This window comes from Advenella sp. EE-W14 (genome assembly GCF_012923605.1).
GTDB classification, from domain to species: Bacteria; Pseudomonadota; Gammaproteobacteria; order Burkholderiales; family Burkholderiaceae_B; genus Advenella; species Advenella alkanexedens.
Window position 1 is genome coordinate 15,132 of record NZ_JAAVNG010000012.1, and the last position, 20,825, is coordinate 35,956.

General features: G+C 50.4%; 22 protein-coding genes. 5 read left to right on the forward strand and 17 right to left on the reverse strand.

Annotated features, from left to right (window positions below; genetic code table 11):
* Positions 1–6: 6 nt before the first annotated feature.
* Together argA and HCX92_RS11035 are read left to right on the forward strand one after the other, a co-directional pair.
* The gene (gene argA / locus HCX92_RS11030) at positions 7–1,362 is read left to right on the forward strand and encodes an amino-acid N-acetyltransferase (RefSeq protein WP_169295025.1); all 1,356 of its coding nucleotides are present in this window, start codon (positions 7–9) and stop codon (positions 1,360–1,362) included.
* A gap of 12 nt (positions 1,363–1,374) precedes the next feature.
* Positions 1,375–1,647 (forward strand): oxidative damage protection protein, encoded by a 273-nt coding sequence (locus HCX92_RS11035; RefSeq protein ID WP_169295026.1) that lies wholly within the window; start codon positions 1,375–1,377, stop codon positions 1,645–1,647.
* Between the two features lie 82 nt (positions 1,648–1,729).
* On the opposite strand, the gene phoU is transcribed toward HCX92_RS11035, so the two are convergent.
* The 14 genes from phoU to alr all read right to left on the reverse strand — a co-directional run bounded on the left by phoU (position 1,730) and on the right by alr (position 15,422).
* On the reverse strand, positions 1,730–2,503 hold the full coding sequence (gene phoU / locus HCX92_RS11040; protein WP_169295027.1) for a phosphate signaling complex protein PhoU: 774 nt from the start codon (positions 2,501–2,503) through the stop codon (positions 1,730–1,732).
* Positions 2,504–2,565: 62 nt separating this feature from the next.
* Positions 2,566–3,240 (reverse strand): ribose-5-phosphate isomerase RpiA, encoded by a 675-nt coding sequence (gene rpiA, locus HCX92_RS11045; protein ID WP_169295028.1) that lies wholly within the window; start codon positions 3,238–3,240, stop codon positions 2,566–2,568.
* A 12-nt stretch (positions 3,241–3,252) separates the two neighbouring features.
* The gene (locus HCX92_RS11050; RefSeq protein WP_169295029.1) at positions 3,253–3,609 is read right to left on the reverse strand and encodes an arsenate reductase family protein; all 357 of its coding nucleotides are present in this window, start codon (positions 3,607–3,609) and stop codon (positions 3,253–3,255) included.
* A complete protein-coding gene (locus HCX92_RS11055; RefSeq protein ID WP_169295030.1) occupies positions 3,581–4,408 on the reverse strand; it encodes an ABC transporter permease subunit in 828 nt (275 codons plus the stop codon). Before HCX92_RS11055 ends, HCX92_RS11050 begins: the two co-directional genes overlap by 29 nt.
* 7 nt (positions 4,409–4,415) lie before the next feature.
* Complete coding sequence (locus HCX92_RS11060; RefSeq protein WP_169295031.1) at positions 4,416–5,321, reverse strand: ABC transporter permease subunit; 906 nt, start codon at positions 5,319–5,321, stop codon at positions 4,416–4,418.
* A complete protein-coding gene (locus tag HCX92_RS11065) occupies positions 5,318–6,442 on the reverse strand; it encodes an ABC transporter ATP-binding protein (RefSeq protein ID WP_169295032.1) in 1,125 nt (374 codons plus the stop codon). Before HCX92_RS11065 ends, HCX92_RS11060 begins: the two co-directional genes overlap by 4 nt.
* Before the next feature lie 2 nt (positions 6,443–6,444).
* Complete coding sequence (locus tag HCX92_RS11070; RefSeq protein ID WP_169295033.1) at positions 6,445–7,548, reverse strand: polyamine ABC transporter substrate-binding protein; 1,104 nt, start codon at positions 7,546–7,548, stop codon at positions 6,445–6,447.
* A 71-nt stretch (positions 7,549–7,619) separates the two neighbouring features.
* Complete coding sequence (locus HCX92_RS11075; RefSeq protein ID WP_169295034.1) at positions 7,620–8,345, reverse strand: 3-deoxy-D-manno-octulosonic acid kinase; 726 nt, start codon at positions 8,343–8,345, stop codon at positions 7,620–7,622.
* Positions 8,338–8,757 (reverse strand): group II truncated hemoglobin, encoded by a 420-nt coding sequence (locus tag HCX92_RS11080; RefSeq protein ID WP_169295035.1) that lies wholly within the window; start codon positions 8,755–8,757, stop codon positions 8,338–8,340. The genes HCX92_RS11075 and HCX92_RS11080 overlap by 8 nt, the downstream gene beginning before the upstream one ends.
* Positions 8,758–11,256, reverse strand: coding sequence for an ABC transporter permease (locus HCX92_RS11085; RefSeq protein WP_246587357.1), 2,499 nt, complete (start codon positions 11,254–11,256; stop codon positions 8,758–8,760).
* A 19-nt stretch (positions 11,257–11,275) separates the two neighbouring features.
* Complete coding sequence (locus HCX92_RS11090; protein WP_169295036.1) at positions 11,276–12,049, reverse strand: sulfite exporter TauE/SafE family protein; 774 nt, start codon at positions 12,047–12,049, stop codon at positions 11,276–11,278.
* 21 nt (positions 12,050–12,070) lie between these two features.
* Positions 12,071–13,432 (reverse strand): DNA repair protein RadA, encoded by a 1,362-nt coding sequence (radA, locus tag HCX92_RS11095; RefSeq protein WP_169295037.1) that lies wholly within the window; start codon positions 13,430–13,432, stop codon positions 12,071–12,073.
* An 80-nt stretch (positions 13,433–13,512) separates the two neighbouring features.
* Positions 13,513–14,220, reverse strand: coding sequence for an SDR family oxidoreductase (locus HCX92_RS11100; RefSeq protein ID WP_169295038.1), 708 nt, complete (start codon positions 14,218–14,220; stop codon positions 13,513–13,515).
* Positions 14,221–14,273: 53 nt separating this feature from the next.
* Positions 14,274–15,422, reverse strand: coding sequence for an alanine racemase (alr, locus tag HCX92_RS11105; RefSeq protein ID WP_169295039.1), 1,149 nt, complete (start codon positions 15,420–15,422; stop codon positions 14,274–14,276).
* Positions 15,423–15,521: 99 nt separating this feature from the next.
* On the opposite strand from alr, the gene hpnC reads away from it, so the two are divergent.
* Genes hpnC through hpnE form a run of 3 tightly spaced genes read left to right on the forward strand, consistent with a single transcriptional unit; the run spans position 15,522 to position 18,571 of the window.
* Complete coding sequence (gene hpnC / locus HCX92_RS11110) at positions 15,522–16,355, forward strand: squalene synthase HpnC (RefSeq protein WP_169295040.1); 834 nt, start codon at positions 15,522–15,524, stop codon at positions 16,353–16,355.
* Between the two features lie 4 nt (positions 16,356–16,359).
* Positions 16,360–17,232, forward strand: coding sequence for a presqualene diphosphate synthase HpnD (gene hpnD, locus HCX92_RS11115; protein WP_169295041.1), 873 nt, complete (start codon positions 16,360–16,362; stop codon positions 17,230–17,232).
* Positions 17,219–18,571 carry a hydroxysqualene dehydroxylase HpnE gene (hpnE, locus tag HCX92_RS11120; protein ID WP_169295042.1) on the forward strand — a complete coding sequence of 451 codons (1,353 nt, stop codon included), beginning with the start codon at positions 17,219–17,221 and terminating at the stop codon, positions 18,569–18,571. The genes hpnD and hpnE overlap by 14 nt, the downstream gene beginning before the upstream one ends.
* Here hpnE and HCX92_RS11125 read toward each other — a convergent pair.
* The 3 genes from HCX92_RS11125 to crcB form a co-directional block, all read right to left on the reverse strand.
* The gene (locus HCX92_RS11125; protein ID WP_169295043.1) at positions 18,561–19,010 is read right to left on the reverse strand and encodes an Rrf2 family transcriptional regulator; all 450 of its coding nucleotides are present in this window, start codon (positions 19,008–19,010) and stop codon (positions 18,561–18,563) included. The genes hpnE and HCX92_RS11125 overlap by 11 nt on opposite strands.
* On the reverse strand, positions 19,007–20,251 hold the full coding sequence (locus HCX92_RS11130; RefSeq protein ID WP_169295044.1) for an NnrS family protein: 1,245 nt from the start codon (positions 20,249–20,251) through the stop codon (positions 19,007–19,009). The genes HCX92_RS11125 and HCX92_RS11130 overlap by 4 nt, the downstream gene beginning before the upstream one ends.
* A 101-nt stretch (positions 20,252–20,352) precedes the next feature.
* A complete protein-coding gene (gene crcB, locus HCX92_RS11135; RefSeq protein ID WP_169295045.1) occupies positions 20,353–20,736 on the reverse strand; it encodes a fluoride efflux transporter CrcB in 384 nt (127 codons plus the stop codon).
* Between the last annotated feature and the right edge of the window lie 89 nt (positions 20,737–20,825).

Sequence of the window (20,825 nt, forward strand, 5' to 3'; positions counted from 1 at the left end):
AACACCATGAGCACCCACGAACCCGAAACCTATTCCGCCCTAGATGCACCTGAATATGCCCCGGCACAGTTTGTCCGATGGTTTCGGGAGGTGGCTCCATACGTACATACCCTGCGCGGAAAAACATTTGTTGTGGGTTTTGGTGGCGATCTGGTACAGGCTGGTGCCCTGAATGCATTGATTCAGGATCTGTCCTTACTGACAGCCCTGGGCGTTCACCTGATATTAGTGCATGGATCACGTCCCCAGGTCAATGAACAATTGCGCCTTAAAGGTTTTAGCTATCAATTTGGACGGGGCATTGAACCGACCAGTCCGGAGGCCCTGGAGTGCGCCAAGGAAGCGGCCGGTGAAATCCGCCTGGATATTGAAGCCGCTTTCAGCCAGGGCTTGCCCAATACCCCCATGTCCAACGCACACATCCATATCATTTCAGGCAACTTTGTAACCGCCCAGCCGGTAGGTGTCATTGACGGGGTCGATTACAAGCATTCGGGCAAGGTTCGCAAGTTTGACCTTGATGCGATGAAAAAAATCATCTCTCATGGTGCTGTGCTGCTCATGTCCCCGATTGGATTTTCCCCAACCGGAGAGGCTTTCAACCTGGCCATGGAAGAGCTGGCCACCAGCACAGCCATTGCGCTGAGTGCAGACAAGCTGATTTTCATGACCAGGAACAGCATGCTCAAAGATCTGAATGATAATGTCATTACGGAAATTGCCCGGGAAGATGCCGATAATCTGATCCGGCAAGGCCACCTTGATGAAGACACCGCCACTTTCCTGCAACATGCCTCCAATGCCGTCAAGCGTGGTGTCAAACGGGCCCACCTGATTCCCTACGAACTGGATGGCAGCATCCTGCTTGAATACTTCACCCACGATGGTGTGGGCACCATGGTGGTGGAAGACACACTGGATGACCTGCGTCCAGCCACGATAGACGATATTGGCGCAATTGTCAGCCTGATTGAGCCCCTGGAAGCCGATGGCACGCTGGTTCCTCGAGGTCGTAACGTGATTGAGCGTGATGTGGAGAAATTCACGGTCCTGGAGCACGATGGCATCATTTATGGCTGTGTTTCGTTAATTCCTTATCCTGAATCAAAAATGGCTGAAATGGCCTGCCTGATTGTCAACCCTGACTGGCAAGGCAGCGGTGAGGGTGAAATACTGCTAAGACACGCGGAAAACAAGGCGCGTGCGCTCGGTGTCAAGCGTCTGTTCGTGCTCACCACCCGCACTTCACACTGGTTTGTCAAACGAGGCTTTGTTCAGGGAACCCTCAGTGATTTGCCCGCTGAAAAGCAAATGAATTACAATCGATCCAGGAACAGTCTAATTTTTATCAAGAAACTTTAATGAGGTAGCAATATGGCACGTCTTGTTCAATGTGTAAAACTTAAAAAAGAAGCTGAAGGCCTGGACTACCCTCCATACCCTGGCGATCTGGGCGTTAAAATCTGGCAATCCATTTCCAAGGAAGCCTGGATAGCCTGGACGGAAATCCAAACCCGTATCGTGAATGAGAACCGCCTTAACCTGGCGGATGCACGTGCCCGCAAATATCTGCAACAGCAAATGGAAAGCTATCTGTTTGAAGATGCCAATATCGAAGCCCAGGGTTACGTTCCTCCATCAAACTAACCCCACCGGCAATAAACCTTCAGCATAACCAAAAACAGCCTCGGATGAGGCTGTTTTTTTATTACGTACGGTAAGACAGGCTTTATTTTCCGCTGGTGTCAGGCGCTTCGGTTGTCTCTGCCAGTTTGGCTTCCTTGAGAGCCTCTACCGCTTCTTTACCACCACGTGCCTGTAATTCAACATTCTTGACACCAGTGTGGCGCACATCTTCGCCCTGAACCATATAAATCACCCGCTCCGCCATGTTTTTCGCATGATCGCCAATACGTTCAAGCGCACGGGCGATAAACAGCAGATCAATACTGCCTGAAATCGTACGTGGATCCTCAATCATGTAGCTGATCAATTCACGCAACACGCCCTTCCACTCTTTATCGACCAGCTTGTCACTGCGCACCACTTCAGCGGCCAGAATGGGATCTCTGCGGGCAAAGGCATCAAGCGAACGGTTTAACATGGAGATAACACTTGCCGCCATGTGGCGCAATTCAATCACAGGTTCATAGCGCGGATTGTTTTCGTGAAGACGTCGCGCCATTTTAGCCATTTTTTCAGCCTCATCACCGGAGCGCTCCATATCTGTCAGCATTTTTGAAACTGACATCAGCAAACGCAAGTCGACTGCGGTTGGCTGGTTCAGTGCCATCACCTGGGTAATGGAAGAGTCAATATCAACCTCAAGCTGGTTGACTTCCTTCTCACGCTCGAAAATGCGTTCCATAACGACAGTATTGCCGGTTGTCAAAACATCAATGCCATCGGCAATCATGGACTCTACCAATCCGCCCATTCGTAAAAAGCGTGAACGAATGTCTTCGAGGTCTGCCTCAAAACGTTTATTTGTATGTTCAACCATACCTGCACCTGTTTAAAAATAAATGAATCATTTTAAGAAAGTTTAATGACATGAATATGACATTAAACCTTCATTGTCCTGAGCCCCTGCTGGGTGGCAATCAAGGCAACGCTGGCAGGAGCAATGGCAAATAAGCCACATGTTACAACACCTGGAACGTTATTCATAATCGCCTCCATCTGAGCAGCATCATCAAGACTGAAACCGGCCACATCCAGAATCGGGTTGCCATTATCGGTAATAAAACCCTCACGCAAGACAGGATCACCACCTAATGTCCGCATTTTTCTGGCAACCGCATTCACCGCCATGGGAATAACTTCAAGAGGAATGGCAAATTTCCCAAGCCTTTCCACCACTTTAGACTCATCAGCAATACAAATAAAGCGCTCGGCCACTGAAGCCACAATTTTTTCCCGGGTCAGGGCGCCACCGCCCCCCTTGATCATTTGCAGACGCGCATTGATTTCATCGGCACCATCCACATAAACCGGCATGCCCTGCACCTCATTGAGATCCAGCACGGGAATACCCAAGCCAGCCAGGCGCTGTGCGCTTCGTTCGGAACTGGCTGCCGCTGCCATGAACTGATCCTTGAAGCCTGCCAGGTGATCAATAAACAAATCGGCGGTTGAACCGGTACCTACCCCAACAACGACGCCAGACCCCAGAAATGGCTGGATATACTCAACCGCTGCCTTGGCCACCTGCTGTTTCAACTCATTTTGACTTAACATATTCTTCACCCTTTACTTAAACTGCAGCGCATAATTTTTTTCAGAAAAACCCAGAAACACCTGGCCATCTTGCGTCACCGCTATCGGTCGCTTGATGACAGAAGGAAACCCGGCAGCGATGGCCAGCCATTGTTCATCCGATTCAGGCGTTTTTCTGTCGGCCGGCAAATTGCGCCAGGTCATGGAAGCACGATTGATGAGTTTTTCCCAGCCACCCACCAAGGGCGCCCATTGCCGCAACGTGTCGGCATCAATGGGATTGGCACGATAATCAATAAACTCAACCTCGTATTCATGGGCCTGCAGCCACTTAATGGCTTTCGTGCAGGTGCTACAGTTTTTAAGACCGTATATCGATATTGTTTTCATTTTTGTTGGTTCCTGCTTGAAGGCGGTTGGCAACAATAACAAACACGCCTACCAAAACAATAAATAAAGTGGCCAAGGCATTCACCTCTGGCTTGATACCCAGCCGGACACGAGAAAACACTTCGATGGGCAAAGTTGTAAAGCCAGGTCCATTCAGGAACGAGGCAATCACCACATCATCGAGTGACAGCGTAAACGCCAGCAGCCAGGCAGCCACCAGGGCCGGGGCAATCAGTGGCAGGGTAATGGAAAAAAACACCTTCAGAGGTGTAGCCCCCAAATCCAGCGCCGCCTCTTCAAGGGAACGGTCAAGTTCACGCACCCGGGAAGCAATAACCACCGACACATAGGCCACACACAGGGTAACATGTCCCAGCCAAATGGTAAAAATACCGTTACCGGCCGGAAACCCGGTGATATTCCTGACTTCAACAATCATGAGCAAAAGGGAAATACCCAAAATCACATCGGGAATGACCAAAGGTGCATTCAACATGCCGATATAAAGCCCTATGCCCTTGAAATGCCCCTTGCGTACCAGCACATACCCGGCCCAGGTACCAATGAATACAGCGGCCGTAGCCGTCAGGATGGCAATTTTAAGGGACAGCCAGGCAGCATTTAGCAAGGCCTGATCTTCGAACAGACTTTTATACCAGCGCAGGGAAAAGCCCGACCAGGACGAGGCCAACGCAGAGTCATTGAAAGAAAAAACAATCAGACTAAGAATCGGAATGTATAAAAACAGAAAACCGATCCCCAGAAAAAACCATTTGAAGAAAACACTTTGCTTTGTCATGACTTCCTCATTGGGACTCGGTTTGTTTGGACTGGTTGTACTGGAATATCGCCAGGGGCACCAGCAACAGCAAAATCATGGCAATGGCAACGGCTGCGGCAACCGGCCAGTTTGCATCGGTAAAATACTGATCCCACATGACACGTCCGATCATATAGGTATTGGTTCCTCCCAACAGTTCAGGAATCACGTACTCTCCTACCGAAGGAATGAACACCAGCATCGCACCGGCAATGACACCGGGCTTGGACAGGGGCAATGTGACTTTCAGAAAAGCCTGCCATGGCCTGGCACCCAAATCATAGGCCGCATCCAGCAAGCGCTGGTCGAGTTTGATCAGGTTGGTATACAAAGGCAGGATAAAAAATGGCAGATAAGAATAGACCAGACCAATATAAACGGCCATATCGGTTCGATAGATTTCCAGCGGGGTATCGATTACGCCCGTCCACAGCAGGAAATTGTTCAGCAACCCCTCATTGCGCAAAATACCGACCCAGGCATATACCCGCAGCAGCAATGATGTCCAGAATGGCAAAATCACCGCCAGCATCAGCAAATTGCGCACTTTAGGAGATGAACGTGCAATGTGATAGGCCATTGGATAACCAATCAAAATGCAACATATCGTGGTAACGGCAGCCATTTTCAGGGAGTTAAGATAAGCCCCCACAAAAATACTGTCGGTGAGCAGCAGAATATAACCTTCCAAATGGAAAGCCAGCCTGACCACCCCATCCTTGATGTCAATTAATGAAGAATACGGTGGAATGCCAAATGTGGACTCGGCAAAACTGATCTTCAGGACAATGAAAAAAGGCACCAACAGGCAGATCACCAGCCACAGATAAGGCGGCAAGATAGCCAGCACGTTTTGTGACGGCAGGAATCTTTTCAGTAATGCGATCTTCATGATGGCAATACCGTACCGCTGTCGGGTCCCCAGGTAATGTAGACCTCGTCATCTATCCCTGGCGCATCCTCCTGGGTAAGTTTGATACTGGGTACACTGGCTTCAATAATCTTTCCGGAATCCAGACGAATCTGATAAAGGGCATAACTGCCCATCCAGGCCAGGTGAGTAACCATGCCATGCCCCACATTGGTTTCATCCTCGGGCTGGTCACGCAACACCCGAATCTGCTCGGGTCGAATGGAAACAAAGATTTCCATACCCAAGGGTTCGCTAACACCGTGATTCACGTACATGGGTCGCATCAATTCATCGCTTTCAATGAGGACGTGATCGGGCTCATCCACCACGATCCGGCCTGTAAAGATATTGGTGGAACCAATAAAGCTGGCCACAAACTGCGAATTGGGGAAGGTATACACATCATGGGGGGTACCACACTGCACGATTTGCCCGTCGGTCATGACGGCCAGACGATTGGCCATCGTCATGGCTTCTTCCTGATCATGGGTCACCATAATGCAGGTTACGCCCACCTGATCAAGGATTTTCACCAATTCGATCTGGGTTTTCTGGCGGATTTGCTTGTCCAGTGCCGACATGGGTTCGTCGAGCAACAGCAATTTGGGCCGCTTGACCAGACTGCGCGCCAAAGCAACCCTTTGCTGCTGTCCACCGGAAAGCTGACCGGGCTTGCGTCTTGAATAAGCCGCCATTTGCACCAGATCAAGCGCGGCAAAAACCCGATCATGAATTTCATTGCGCGCAATACCTTCCTGCTTCAGGCCAAACGCCACATTATCTTCAACCGTCATATGGGGAAACAGCGCATACGACTGAAACATCATGTTGACGGGACGTTTATAGGGTGCGATACCGGCAATATCCACCCCATCGAGCAGGATTTGCCCAGAGGTGGGCTGTTCAAACCCGGCAAGCATCCTTAACAAGGTAGACTTGCCACAACCGGAACTGCCCAGCAGGGCAAATATTTCATTACGACGCACGGACAGGTTCACCGACTTCACGGCAACAGTATCACCAAAAATCTTGACAACATCAACCAGTTTGACGAACTCGTCGATGTTGTCTACCGGCGCAGGATGGCGCACTTCTGACATGATTATTTACCTGATTTAAGCTCAGCCCACAAGCGCGTTTGCAAACGGGCGATATTCATGGGTTGGGCCTTGATGACAAAAAGAGTTTTAGCCACTTCTTCCTCAGGATAAATCATGGGATTGGAAGCAATATCCGGATTCACGAAATTCCGGGCCTCTTTATTGGCATTGGGATAAAACATGACATTGGTAATGGCTGCATGCACCTCGGGCGTTTCAATGTAATTAATGAATTCCATGGCATTTTCAGGATGTGGTGCATCTTTGGGAATGGCCATGGTGTCAAACCATGCCGGTGCCCCGCCCTGTGGGATGAAATAATCAATATTGAATGATTTACCCGCCTCTTTGGCACGACTGGCCGCAATCATGACGTCACCTGAAAAACCATACACCATGCACAGATCACCGGAAGCCAGTTCATCGATAAACCCGGACGAGCTGAACTGACGGATATAAGGACGGATTTTTTTCAGGACCTCAAGCGCCTCACGGTAATCTTCGGGCTTGCTGCTGTTGGGGTCTTTACCCATGTAATGCAACACGGCAGGAAATACCTGGGCCGCTTCATCGAGCATGGAAATACCGCAAGACTGGAACTTTTGTGCAATCTCGGGCTTGAACAGGTTATCCCAATTGGCCAGATCGGCATCCTCACCCAGAATTTCCTTGGCCTTGGTCACGTTGTAACCCAGGCCATTGGTACCGTAACCCCAGGGCACCAGATATTCATTGCCCGGATCAACCTGGGCGACCAGATCCATAATGGCCGGATCAAGGTTTTTCAGATTGGGGATTTTGGACTTATCCAGTTTCTGGAACAGACCACCTTCAATTTGCCGTGCCGCATAGTGGGTTGAGGGCACGACCACGTCGTAGCCCGAATTGCCGGTTAACAGTTTTGCCTGCAAAATATCATTGGTATCATAAGTATCGTAACGTACCTTGATACCCGTTTGTTTTTCAAAACCCGGAATCGTGTCAGGAGCCGTGTACTCGGCCCAGTTGTAAACGTTCAGCACTTTTTCCTCTTCTGCCAGGGCAACACCTGAAACAGAAACAGTCAATGCAGCAACGGCCAATTTACGAACGAATTGCATTTTCATATCGTACTCGACTCCTAAACAGTGTAAAAAAAAAGAGAATCATAAATCATTTAAAAAGAAAATGATTTTTTTTATTGGTTTTTTATGTAAAACCGGCGCAAGTGTTCCCAAAATACCAAACCTGGCTGCCGCAACACTTTTTCAAGGGAACGTTTCAGACGATTCAGGTTATCGTCACATAATGAAGCGGTCATGACAAGCTGCCGTCCCTTGTCAAAATCAATTAACCATGCTTTGTTATTACCATCCACCAAAATATTGAACGCATTGAGATCGGCATGCCACACGTTGGCCTGATGCATAAGATAAATACTGTCCGCACAGGCTCTGGCCAGTTCACTAAAATCAGCACTTGCCGGCATATCTTTCAAGACACTGGCCAGGGGCCGGGTATCGGGCAACGTTTCAGTAATTAATGCAGCCTGGTAAAAACAACAAAAACGGGTATAGCCGGCAGCAACCACCCTGGGCACCGGCAAACCCCGGGCATGCATGAATTGCAAAAGCCTGAACTCGGCAAATGAACGGGTATTTTCCGCCCCGCTCCAGACATAATGCGACTTGTTCAGACGAGCCACCAGCCCACCGCGCCGATACTTGCGCAACACCCCGTTTCCCCAGCGGTCATGCACAAACCAGGCCGCATTGCGTCCCCCTGCACTGACCGGCCGGGCACGGTCCGCATAAAAACCGGGGTCAAACACACGCATGTCGGGTTCAATGGCAAATGCGGCATCATAAAGCATCCCGCTTTTGCCAACGTTAACCCGGACCGCTTGCCCTGACGTTTCAGTCATCCCGGTTTCTCATCCAGTCTGCCACACCATAAAAAGACTGCAACATGCGATCCATGATGGGTTCCGGAATGTTTTGGTCCATCATTGCCCTGCCCATACAAATCACCCACTGGTCACGTTCAACCGAACCGATGGAAAAAGGCATATGCCGGGCTTTAAGACGTGGATGCCCAAATTGTGAAATATAACGGTCGGGCCCGCCCAGATAACCGCTCAGGAACAAAAACAGCTTTTCCCGGGCATTATCCAGAGACTCACCATGCGTTTGCCGCAGTTCCTTGAAATCGGGTTCAAGGTCCATCAAGTCATAAAACCGCTCAACCAACTCTTTAAGACCTTGCTCACCGCCAATCTGATCATAAAAACTAACCGTACGATCCAGTGGCTCAACCATGGGTTGCACACGTATCATTTAATCCATACTCCGTAAAACCTGCAAAGGAGGCGTTGTTTTAACACCCTTCAAGGCCATTTTACCCCCTAATGATGAAGCAGCAACCCCAACCAGCACACCAACCAGCCATGGCCAGTAATTCAGACTGATGGTAAAGTCAAAAACGTAGTAGGCCAGCAGGCCGGCAATCAAAACAGCGGCCGTAGCTGCCAACAAGCCGGCAAACAAACCAATAATCAACAATTCGAGACGCTGTGCCTGATCCAGCTGTCCCGATGTCGCCCCCAGCGAACGCAATACCGCTGCTTCATAAATGCGCTCATCGTAAGTCGATAAAAAAGCGGCAATCAACACGACCACGCCTGCCAGAAAAGTGAAGATGAACAATAATTGTACGGCCAGGCTTACCTGTGAAAGCACCGATTCAAGTTGAGTCAATATACCGGAAACATCAAACACCGTAATGTTGGGAAACTGGCTCACCAGTTCCTGTGTAAACAGCGGCAAGTCTTCAGGCAAATAAAAGGAGGTAATCCAGGTGGCGGGCTTGCCCTCAAGCAATGAGGCGGACAGAATCGCAAAGAAATTAACCTGCATTGAATCCCATTTGACCGTTCTGAGGCTGGTGATTTTGGCTTCCACCAATTGCCCGGCCACATCAAAGGCCAGGCGGTCATTTAATTTAAGCCCCAGGGTGTCAGCCAGTTCCTGCTCAAACGATACTTCAGGCATTGCCTGATTCAGCCACTTTCCCTGGGTGATGGTATTGCTTTGTGGCAGCCCGTCAAGGTAAGACAGGTTGAATTCGCGCTGCACCAACCGACGGGCTCTTTCTTCGGTGTAATCAGCCGGTGAGATTTCCTGGCCGTTGATTTGCACCAGGCGTCCTCGTACCATGGGCTCCAGCGATGGCTTGGCCAACCCCCTGCTTTCAAAAAACGCCTGCACCGGCTGGCGCTGGTCTTCCTGAATGTTAATCAAAAAACGGTTGGGTGCGTTATCGGGCAAGGTGTTACGCCAGCCATCAAGCAAATCAGTCCGGATCAGGCCAAGCAAAAGAATAATCATCAGCCCCAGCGCCAGCGAACATATCTGCACAATCGTCATTTGTTTGCGGCTTACCATACCGGCCAGCGCAAAACGCAAGACCGGTTTGTGCATCAGGCGCTTGCGCAGCGCCCCCACCAGCAAAACCAGCCCCCAGGAAAACAGGCCAAAAGCCCCCAAAGCCAGCAAGAAACCGACCCCGACGATCAGAGCCAGCACAAAACTTTTGGCAAACCACCAAAGCAGGGCCAGAAACACCACACCGCCCAACAGGTAAGCACCTGTTTTACCCGCTGACAACAATTGCAAATCCTGACGAAGCACTTTAAGCGGAGGCACCCTGCTTAGCTGCAATAACGGTGGCACAGAAAAACCAATGAGCAGGGCAACCCCCACAATGGCCGCCTGGAAAGCCGGCAACAAAGTGGCTGCTGGCAACTCGGTTTGCAACAGAGGCATCAGAAAGTAAAGCAGGAAGTAATGAAACAAATACCCCAGAGCACTGCCTGCCAGGGCGGCAAACACGGCCACCAGCAAAAACTCCAGCAGCAGAATTTGCCTTACCTGGCGACCTGTGGCGCCAATGGTCCTCATGACAGCCACCCCATCCTGGTGTCGCCGGGTAAAGCGGCGCGACCCCAGGGCAATGGCCACGCAGGCAATCAAGACCGTTAACAGGGCCACCAGAGCAAAAAACTGCTGGGCCCTGTCCAGGGACTGTCGCACCTCGGGTCGTACGGATTCGGTACCTCGTATTTGCTGCCCCTTGGCAATCACCGTTTCCAGCCATTGACGATAATTGGCCACGACATTGCCATCACCCGCCACCAGCAATGCATATTTGATCCGGCTGCCCGGTGCAATCAGACCGGTTGCCGCCAGGTCGTCGGCATTCAACATAAGCCTTGGGGCAATGTTTACAAACTGCAAGCCCTTATCGGGCTCACTCTCGATGATTTTCTCAACCCTGAACGTTTTATTGCCCAGTTGCACCGTCTGTCCGGGCAATACGTCAAGCTGCAGCAATAATTGCGCATCAGCCCAAACGGTTCCGGGTTCAGGCGCCTGGCGCACGCTTTCAATGGACGATTCGTGTCCCACCTTCAGTTTCAGGGTTCCCCGCAAAGGATAGGCGTCGCTCACGGCCTTGACAGAAGCCAGCCGGGTTTGATCAGCAGCGCTCACCATAGAAGGAAATTGCCAGGTTTGTGCCACTGACAAGCCATCTTTCCGGGCGCGCTCAAGCAAGTCTTGCTGAACCGGCTCATCAGATTCCAGCAACAGGTCTGCGGCCAGCATTTGTCCTGTGTCCCGTTCCAGGGCCCGTGACACCCTGTCAGACAGGAAACCCACGCTACTGACGGCAACAATGGCAATAATCAGTGCAAGAAACAAAAGCTTGAGCTCGCCGGATTTCCAGTCACGCTTGAAGGACACCCAGGCAAGTCGCCCGTTTAACATTCTTTTCATTGCCAATTTTCCCAATCGTTTATTTTGTCATCAACAATGCCACGGTTAAAAAGAGTACCAGAGAGAAAATTCTTTTCAGGTGCACTTCAGGCAGGCGGTACGCCAGCTTTACCCCATATTTCACCACGAACATGCCACCGATCGCCATACTTGACCCTATGACCCAGTCGGTATTGCCCCCCCAGGCATAGGTGCCCAACGCCACACAACTGCCCGGCACAATCATGGCCAAGGCCATGCCCTGTGCCGCTGTTTGCCTGAAACCATAATACATGGTCATGACCGGTACGATAATCAAAGAACCCCCCACCCCAAAAATACCACCAATCAGGCCCGAACCCAGCCCCAGCCAGACAGAAGTGGAAAGCTTCAGTTTGGTGGCAGCCCCTGCCTGATGGGTTGAATGCTTTTTGCTTTTCCCCGGCAGAGTCTGCCACACGTACAGCAACGCAATCAGGGCAAGAAAAATGGCAAACAAACGACTCAACAGAACGGGATCAATATCCTGGGCCAGGATGGCCGCCAGATTGGTCGCGATCATATTCACCACCACGGCAATACTCACGCTTTTGAAATCGATTCTGTTGCTTTGATGATAACTTCTGATCGATAGCAGCACATTGCTGACAATCATGACCAGCGCTGTTCCCTGGGCCAGTTGCTGGGGCATATCAAACAGAAGCACCAGCATGGGAATGGCGATCAACCCTCCCCCGATGCCCACCATGGCCCCCACAAAACCAATGCTGGCCCCCAACAGCAAATACAAGGGAATACTCGCCAACCAATCCACCCGTGACTCCTTTTTCCGGTTTTATTTTATAAACTGCAACACTTCATCAAGACGGGAAACCGGCCAGATTTCCAGCCCCTCAATTGCCTGCCTGGGTGCATTATGTTTGGGTATTAGCGCAATACTGAAGCCCAGTTTGGCGGCTTCCCTGAGACGTTCCTGCCCACGGGTGGCGGGACGAATCTCACCAGCCAAGCCCACCTCACCAAAAACCAGCAAGCCTTGTGGCAAAGGCTTGTTTCTTAGTGAGGAAATAATCGCCAGCAACACGGCCAGATCAGAGGCCGTTTCGGTAATCCTTACCCCGCCCACCGCATTGACAAAAACGTCCTGGTCAAACGTGGCCACCTGGGCATGCCGGTTAAGCACCGCCAATAACATGGCCAGTCTGCCGCCATCAAGCCCCAGCGACAAACGACGTGGATTGGGTACATGGGCGGTATCCACCAGCGCCTGTATTTCCACCAGCAAGGGACGGCTTCCCTCTTGCGTGGCCATCACACACGTGCCAGGCACATTGGAAGCATGCTGGGAAAGGAACAGTGCCGAAGGATTATTGACACCTTTGAGCCCTTTATCGGTCATGGCGAATACGCCCAATTCATTGACGGCTCCAAACCGGTTCTTGAAAGCCCGAATCAGCCGATAGGAAGAATGGTGTTCACCCTCAAAATACAAAACCGTATCAACAATGTGTTCCAGTACCCGGGGGCCTGCCAGCGTACCATCCTTGGTGACGTGCCCGATCATGATAATGGACACGCCGGTTTGCTTGGCCAGACGGGTAAGCTGTGCGGCACATTCACGTACCTGCGATACTGAACCGGGCGCAGCACTCAAGGCCCCTGAAAACAGGGTTTGAATGGAGTCAATCACGGCCACCTGGGGCTTTTCTTCCTGCAGGGCCCGCTGAATGGTTTCCAGCTGGATTTCAGCCAGCAACTTGACATTGCTGGCATCAAGATCCAGCCGTTGCGCCCTTAACGCCACCTGTTCCGCGGACTCTTCACCGGTTACGTACAACACTGAAACAGCCCGGGACAGCATGGCCAGTGCCTGCAACAAGAGCGTGGATTTGCCGATTCCGGGATCTCCGCCAATCAGAACCACCGAGCCCGGCACCAGCCCGCCACCCAACACCCGGTCAAACTCTGCCAGCCCTGTGGGCTGCCGGGGTGTTTCCCGTACTTCGATGTCAGACAGCATCCGCACCGGCGCAGATGAAGCCAGATGGGAAAACCGGTTGGCGACCGCCGCAGATACAGGCTGCTCAATAGTTTCCTGCAAGGTATTCCAGGCACCACAGTGCGTACACTTGCCCTGCCATTTACTGCTGATGCCACCGCATTCCTGGCAGACATACACTGTTTTTGCTTTTGCCATGAATTTGGCCTTTTCCTTTTATGATTTACATTACCGCCTGTTTGAAACAGATAAGCCCTGGCAACGGCCAGGTTTTAACGTTACAGGCTTTTTCCCCCATCAATTTGCAATACCTGACCGGTAATAAAGGCGGCATCAGGAGACAACAGAAACTGCACCGCTGCGGCAATTTCCTCGGGGCGTGCCAAACGTTTAAGCGGAATTTCTGCCAGCAATTTTTTTTCTTTTTCACTACCTACCGGGTAACTTTCACGCAACAGCTGCGTTTCTACCGGACCAGGTGAAATGGCATTGACCGTAATGCCATAATCGGCCAATTCCAGGGCCCATGTTTTGGTACAGCCCACCAGGGCCGATTTGGCCGCGGAATAACTGGTTTTACCCGCAGAACCTTGACTGGCAATACTGGCAATATTGATAATCCGTCCTTCCTGACGTTGTTTCATGACATCAGAAAAAGCCTGCACCACCTGAACCGCCGAACGAACATTAAGATCATAAACCTGGTAAAACGAAGCCAATGAAATCTCTCCCATCGCTTCAGGCCGAACAACACCCACATTATTGACAATGGCATCAACAGGATATTTTTCACGGATCATGCGCAAGACGTCTTCGGTCTGGCCGGCATCACTCAAGTCACATTGATACAAAAAACCCGGAAAATCGATTTCATCCACATGGCGGGCCAGACCAATGACATGGGCTCCCGCATCACTCAGGCGTCTTGAAATTGCCCAGCCAATACCTTTGGTTGCCCCAGTTACCAGGACACATTTGTTCTTCATCCGGTTTTCCTTATATTCACATTCCGGTCTATTTTACTAGATTCGGACGCATTCTATTCTTCCAGTTCAACAGGCACTCGTTTTGCCAGCGCACACATGAGCTCATAGGAAATAGTGCCCGCATGACTGGCCACTTCATCAATGTGCGGGCCATCTTGCCCCCATAAATTGACCCAATCGCCTTCCCGTGCACCGGGAACAGGATCAAGGTCTACCGTCAGCATGTCCATGGAGACACGGCCGATAATTCTTGTACGCACCCCATTGACCATTACCGGTGTACCCGTTGGAGCATGCCGTGGATAGCCATCGGCATAGCCACAGGCTACCACACCCACACGGGTATTTTGGGTGGTTGTAAATGTGGCGCCATACCCGACTGACTCACCCTTTTCCAGGTGCTGCACTGAAAGCAGTTTTGCCTTTAAGGACATGGCCGGACGCAAGCCGAATGCCGTCGCGGTTTCTGTGGGCGTATCAAAAGGAGATGCGCCATAAAGGCAAATACCCGGCCTGACCCAGTTTTCCCTCTCATTGAGAGCAAGAGACGGATAGCGCAACGTAGCAGCAGAATTGCACATGCTAAGCGCCCCGGGCAAGCCATCAATGGCCTGCTTCATAAGTCGGGCAGGTTCATCGGTGGCTCCTGGCTGGCCATCGGCACTTGCAAAATGCGACATAAAACCAATCTTGCCGACCCTGCCCTGCTTTTGCAAAGCCAGTAAATCCTGAAAGCGGGCGGCACAATCAGCGGGACGGAATCCCAAACGGTTCATGCCCGTATTAAGTTTGAGGAAAACATCAATAGGCTTGCCTGCCGGCATTTTCTCCAGCATTTTAATTTGCGCAATATGATGAATACTGGTCGTGATATGGTTTTCCTGCAAATACGGCAAATCCGCCTGTTCAAAAAAACCTTCAAGCATTAATATTTTTTTGTACCAACCCTGTTCGCGGCAACGAACGGCATCATTCAAGTCAATCATCGCCAGGCCATCAGCCAGTCCGAACCCCTTAATGCCATTTTCAAGCCCGTGCCCATATGCATTTGCCTTGATAACCGCCCAAATGAAAGGTGGCCCGAACAACTTTCCGGTTGTTTCCTGACAGCCCTTGCGGGCCACCTGCAGATGATTGCGAACAACCTGCAAATTATGTGAAAGTGCCGGCAAAGATATGGTTGCACGGATGGGACGAGGCATTTGCATTACTCCAGTTTAAAAATACAGCACCCAGCCCCAAATTATAATCACTCCTGCCACTTATAATCACCCCGATGCAATTATTTTACGAGTCCCTGAATGTCTGTTGACCATTATGAAAACTTTCCGGTTGCCTCTGCCCTGATCCCGGCAGCATTAAGACCCGCCATCCATGCGGTTTACGCGTTTGCACGCAGTGCCGATGATATTGCCGATGAAGGTGATTTGAATCCGGCCGCTCGACTGGAAAAACTTCAAGCCTACAGGACTGCGTTACGAAAAATACAACAATCTGGCAACCCGGATGATTTTGGTTCAAGCGAATTAAATCAGGTGTTTATTCCCCTCGCGACCATTATCCGGCAATATCATTTGCCCATATCCGCCTTCCAGGATTTACTCACTGCCTTCGAATCGGATGTCCGTTTCATGCCATTTGCCAATCAGCAGGCGCTGCTTGAGTACTGCCGGTTTTCTGCCAATCCCGTAGGACTGTTAATGCTGCATATTTACCAGGCAGTCAGCGAAGAGAATATTGTCTTTTCCAATCAAATCTGCACGGCGCTGCAATTGGTTAATTTCTGGCAGGATATTGCCATTGACCTGAATAAAAACCGGGTTTATTTGCCCCAGGACAGCCTGCATCAACACAACATCACTGTACAAAACCAGGCATCTGAAAAGATAACCCCTGAGTGGATCGGATTAATGCGGGAACAAATCGCATTTACCCGTACAATGATGCTTGCCGGTGCGCCACTTGTCAAAAACCTGCGCGGACGCCTGGCCTGGGAAATGCGCATGATTATTCAGGGTGGATTGCGCATTCTGGAAAAAATCGAAAACGTCAACTATGATGTTTTCAACCAGCGACCCGTATTGAAAAAACCTGATTGGGCCATTATTTCATGGCGTGCTTTAACTCATTTTTAACATCATGACTCCAGACGAATACTGCCAGGATAAAACCAACAAAAGCGGATCCAGTTTTTATTACGCTTTCCTGTATCTGCAACCTGAACCCAGACGCGCCATAACCGCCATCTACGCCTTCTGTCGGGAAGTTGATGATATCGTTGATGAGTGTTCAGATCCCTCATTGGCCCGGGTCAAACTGGGCTGGTGGCGCAATGAGATTGCCAATCTTTATAAACAAAAACCCGAGCATCCCGTGACTAAAGCCCTGGCGCCTCATATCGAGCCTTTCAAGCTGCCACAGGAAAACTTTCTGGCCATTATTGATGGCATGGAAATGGACCTTGACCAAAGCCGCTATCTGGACTGGGCAGGCCTGAAAAAATATTGCTGGCACGCCGCCAGTGTCGTAGGACTGTTATCGGCCCGGGTTTTTGGTTTTCACAATCCCCAAACCCTGCAATATGCGGAAAAATTGGGCCTGGCCTTGCAAATGACCAATATTATCCGTGATATCGGCGATGATGCCCGTCGTGGACGTATTTATCTGCCCATTGAAGACTTGCAGGCTTTTAACGTCAAAGCCGCCGACATTCTTAACAGCAATTACAACGACAACTTCAAAAAACTGATGGCCTTTGAAGCCAATCGTGCCCGCCAGCTTTATAAAGAAGCCTTCAGCCTGTTACCGGAAGAAGACCGCCGCGCTCAACGTCCAGGTATTATGATGGCCGCCATTTACCATGCCTTGTTAAAAGAACTCGAGCATGAGCAATGGAACATTCTGGACCAGCGTATCAGCCTGACACCCATCCGGAAATTTTTCATTGCCTGGAAAATCTGGATCAATGGCGGCAAAATATTTACCCGTGACATGCGTAATGCCACCCCTTGATACCCCCAATCAAAAAAGTGTAGCCGTTATCGGTGCCGGTTGGGCGGGCCTGGCTGCCGCGCACACCCTGCAGCAACACAACATCAGGGTCCACGTCTTCGAACAATCGCACACCCTGGGTGGACGTGCCCGTAAAGTACACTCCCGTAAACTGGGCAGAACAATTGATAACGGGCAGCATCTGCTAATTGGGGCTTATTCAGAAACCCTGGCACTGATGCAGGCACTGGGCCTGGATGAAAAAGAACAGTTCCTGAGACTGCCCCTTGATATTTCAACTTTAAATCAGGATTTCAGACTTTGCCTCAAGTCAGCCTTACCCGCACCACTGGATTTTCTGCTGGCCCTGCTAGGAGCCAGAGGCCTGCCCTTTACGGATAAATGCAAGCTGATCCGTGCACTGATAAGTCTAAAAAGGCAAAAATGGCAGGTTCCCCAGGCACAAACCGTTGGCAACTGGCTAAGGCAGGAAAAACAAACGCCTTTTCTTTATCAGGCATTTTGGGAGCCGCTTTGCATTGCCACGCTGAACACGCATACTGACAAAGCCAGCATGCAACTGTTTGCCCGTGTCTTGCAGCACAGTACCGATGCCGGCAAACAGGCCTCCGACTTCCTGATACCAAGGGTGGATCTAAGTGCCTTATGGGCAGAAAAGCTCAGCGCTGAGATTACGATTGCTTACGGTAAAAGCATACAATCCATACAAATGACGTCTACCGGTTACCAAATAGATGGATGGGATGTCGAAGGGGTGATTCTGGCCACGCCTCCCACACAATGTGCCAAAATCATGGCTTCCCTGCCCGGCAGTGAAAACCAGCCCGCGCTCATGAAAGCACTGCAACAGTTCAGCTTCAATCCCATTCTGACCATTACCCTTGAGCTGGAAAAAAACTGGGACTTGCCCTTGCCACTTTATCTGCTTAAAACAGACAATCCGCAACAAGACCCGGGACAATGGCTATTCATGCGCTCACGCTTCATGAAAGATACAAGCAAAAGTGCACGACCCGAAATTACCATTGTTATCAGCCAGGCCAGTGAATGGCTGGACAAGGACAAAACGGAAATTATCCGACTGGCAATTGAACAGCTTGCCAGACAGGCCCCGGCAAACCTGCCCTTGCCTGGCGTTACTGCCTGGGACATCATTACCGAAAAAAGGGCCACCTTTAGCGCTGAGCCGGGCCTGCAGCGCCTGCCAAACCCCACTGCCTGGCCAGGTTTATATCTGGCTGGCGACTGGACCGACACCGGTTTTCCAGGGGTGCTTGAAGGTGCTGTCAAAAGCGGACAACTTGCAGCCCGACTTTTGGCACAACACCTTACTTCATGAAATTGACAATTTTCTCCAGGGGCTCGTCTACGGCTGACCCACTGGATTTGAGAATATCAGCCAGTGTGTATTTGGCAAAACAGGCAATAAATGCATCCAGCGCTTCTTGCATCACGTCCGTCAAACCGCAATAGGCCCCAATATTGCAAGTATTGTCACTGCCAAAACACTCCACCAAATAAAAATCCGGCTCAACCGTTTTAATCACTTCAGCCAAACAAATTTCTTCCGGCTGTTTGGCCAGCTTCATGCCTCCGCCTTTACCTCTTATGGTTTCAATCCATGCCAACTGACTAAGCTGGTGCGTGATTTTCATAAGGTGAGGTTCTGAAATATGATAGGCCTTGGCAATTTCCTTAATGGTACAAAGCCTGTCCGAATGCATGGCCAAATACAAAAGCATCCTGAAAGCATAGTCTGTTCTAACCGTCAGCCTCATTTTTTCTCCATGGGTTTAATCAGGCCGCCTTTATCAAAAGCCTGGTCTGCGCGGGGCCGCGTCAGAATGGGTACAAACTGCCAAAGATAGAAACCAAAAGCCAGTATCCAGGCAAGCCCTGCCACATGCAGCAAAGACTGGGTATAAGCCGACGGGTACAAGGCTGCCAAACGGCTGATAGTGGCCACGAGCACCAGCACGTAACTGCTGACCATTAAGCGGCTTGCCTTTAACGGGTGTCCGGTATGTCCCAGCGCAGTACGGGTTAGCATGCCAATAATCATGATAGAAAACCCGCCCATACCAATAACGTGAATATACGCGGCAGGACGGACCATGATGGAAGGACGGATACCGGCAAAATACAAGGCGCCCATTACCAGACCCAGACCCAGGAAGAAATAAGCCAGATACAACACCCAAAGCAGGGGTTCACCCAAGACTTTGGAAGGCTTCCATTGGATAACCTGGACAATCGCAATGATACCGGCAATGCCGATAAACAACGCCATTACTTTGGGCAAGGCAACAAGCCCACAGAAAATCGCAATCCCACAGGCAATTAACTGGTACAGCCCGGAACGGGTATGCATGGGAATCTGCAAGCCCTGAATTTTACGGGTGGCAAAAAATGGCACGACACGACGGGCAATTAACAGGGCAATCAGCACCATAAACAGAATGCCGACTTCAAAAAACGACATCAGCACATCCAACTTGCCCTGATAATAGGTAAGCAGAAACATCAGATCCATTATGCCAAGACCCAATACAGCCCATGGTAAGGCATAGTTGCGTTTGCTTTTGGCTTTCAGGATCACCCTGAACAGACAAATGGCCGATACCAGGTAAAAAGAAAACTCATATAGCATACCGGTGAAAAACATGCTATCGCCCGGAATCATAAAAGCAACACGGGCAATGAGCCAGGTAAGGGCAAGAATGGCCAGCGGCATGCCTTTTATCGGATTGGAGCCGGTCCAGGTTGCACTGGCAGTCAATAAAAAGGCAACCGCGATGGTACCCACAAAGGCCCACAGCATTTCATGGGCATGCCACCATATTCCATTTAAAGTGCCCAGCAAAAATTGCGGGGTATATATCCACAGCAAAATAGAAATCAGTGCCCAGGCTGCACCGGCAATATATAAGGGCCGAAACCCCAACGACAGGAACGCCGTCATCCGGGTTTCGGGCTTTTTGGTTTTGCCGGGTGGAGAGATGGAAATAAGTGTACTCATGTATTGACCCTGTTTAACGTCATCATCACTTTATAAGATACCTATTATATATACCTTATAAGAAAAAAGCTATTCTTGTGATAGAAGTACACAATAAACACTTATTTGAATAACTGAACCAGCCACATCCCCAGTGCCGTCAACAATAAAGTGCTGCCCAGGCTGATACCCATATAGGCACCCGCCCACAACAATTGTCCTTTAAGTAAAAACTGCAAGGTTTCTGCCGAGAAGGTGGAGAAAGTGGTTAATCCCCCCAGGAATCCGGTCACCAGAAACAGTCTTACCCATAATGGGGTCTGCTCGTTGAAAGAAAAAAAACCAATCAGCATACCAATGAACAAGCCACCCAGACAATTGGCCAACAAGGTTCCCCATGGCCAGGACTCCTGATTAAGGGCTATCCCCAGCAACCAGCGCAACACGGCACCAAGGGCGGCACCGGTGGCCACTGCAAAAAAATTACCGGCAGTAAACAGGATCATGACTTAATAGCGATAGGATGAATGAACGATATTAATGAGGGTACAGCTTGCTGATATGCAGAAATGAGAGCACAGATAAACAAGGGCAC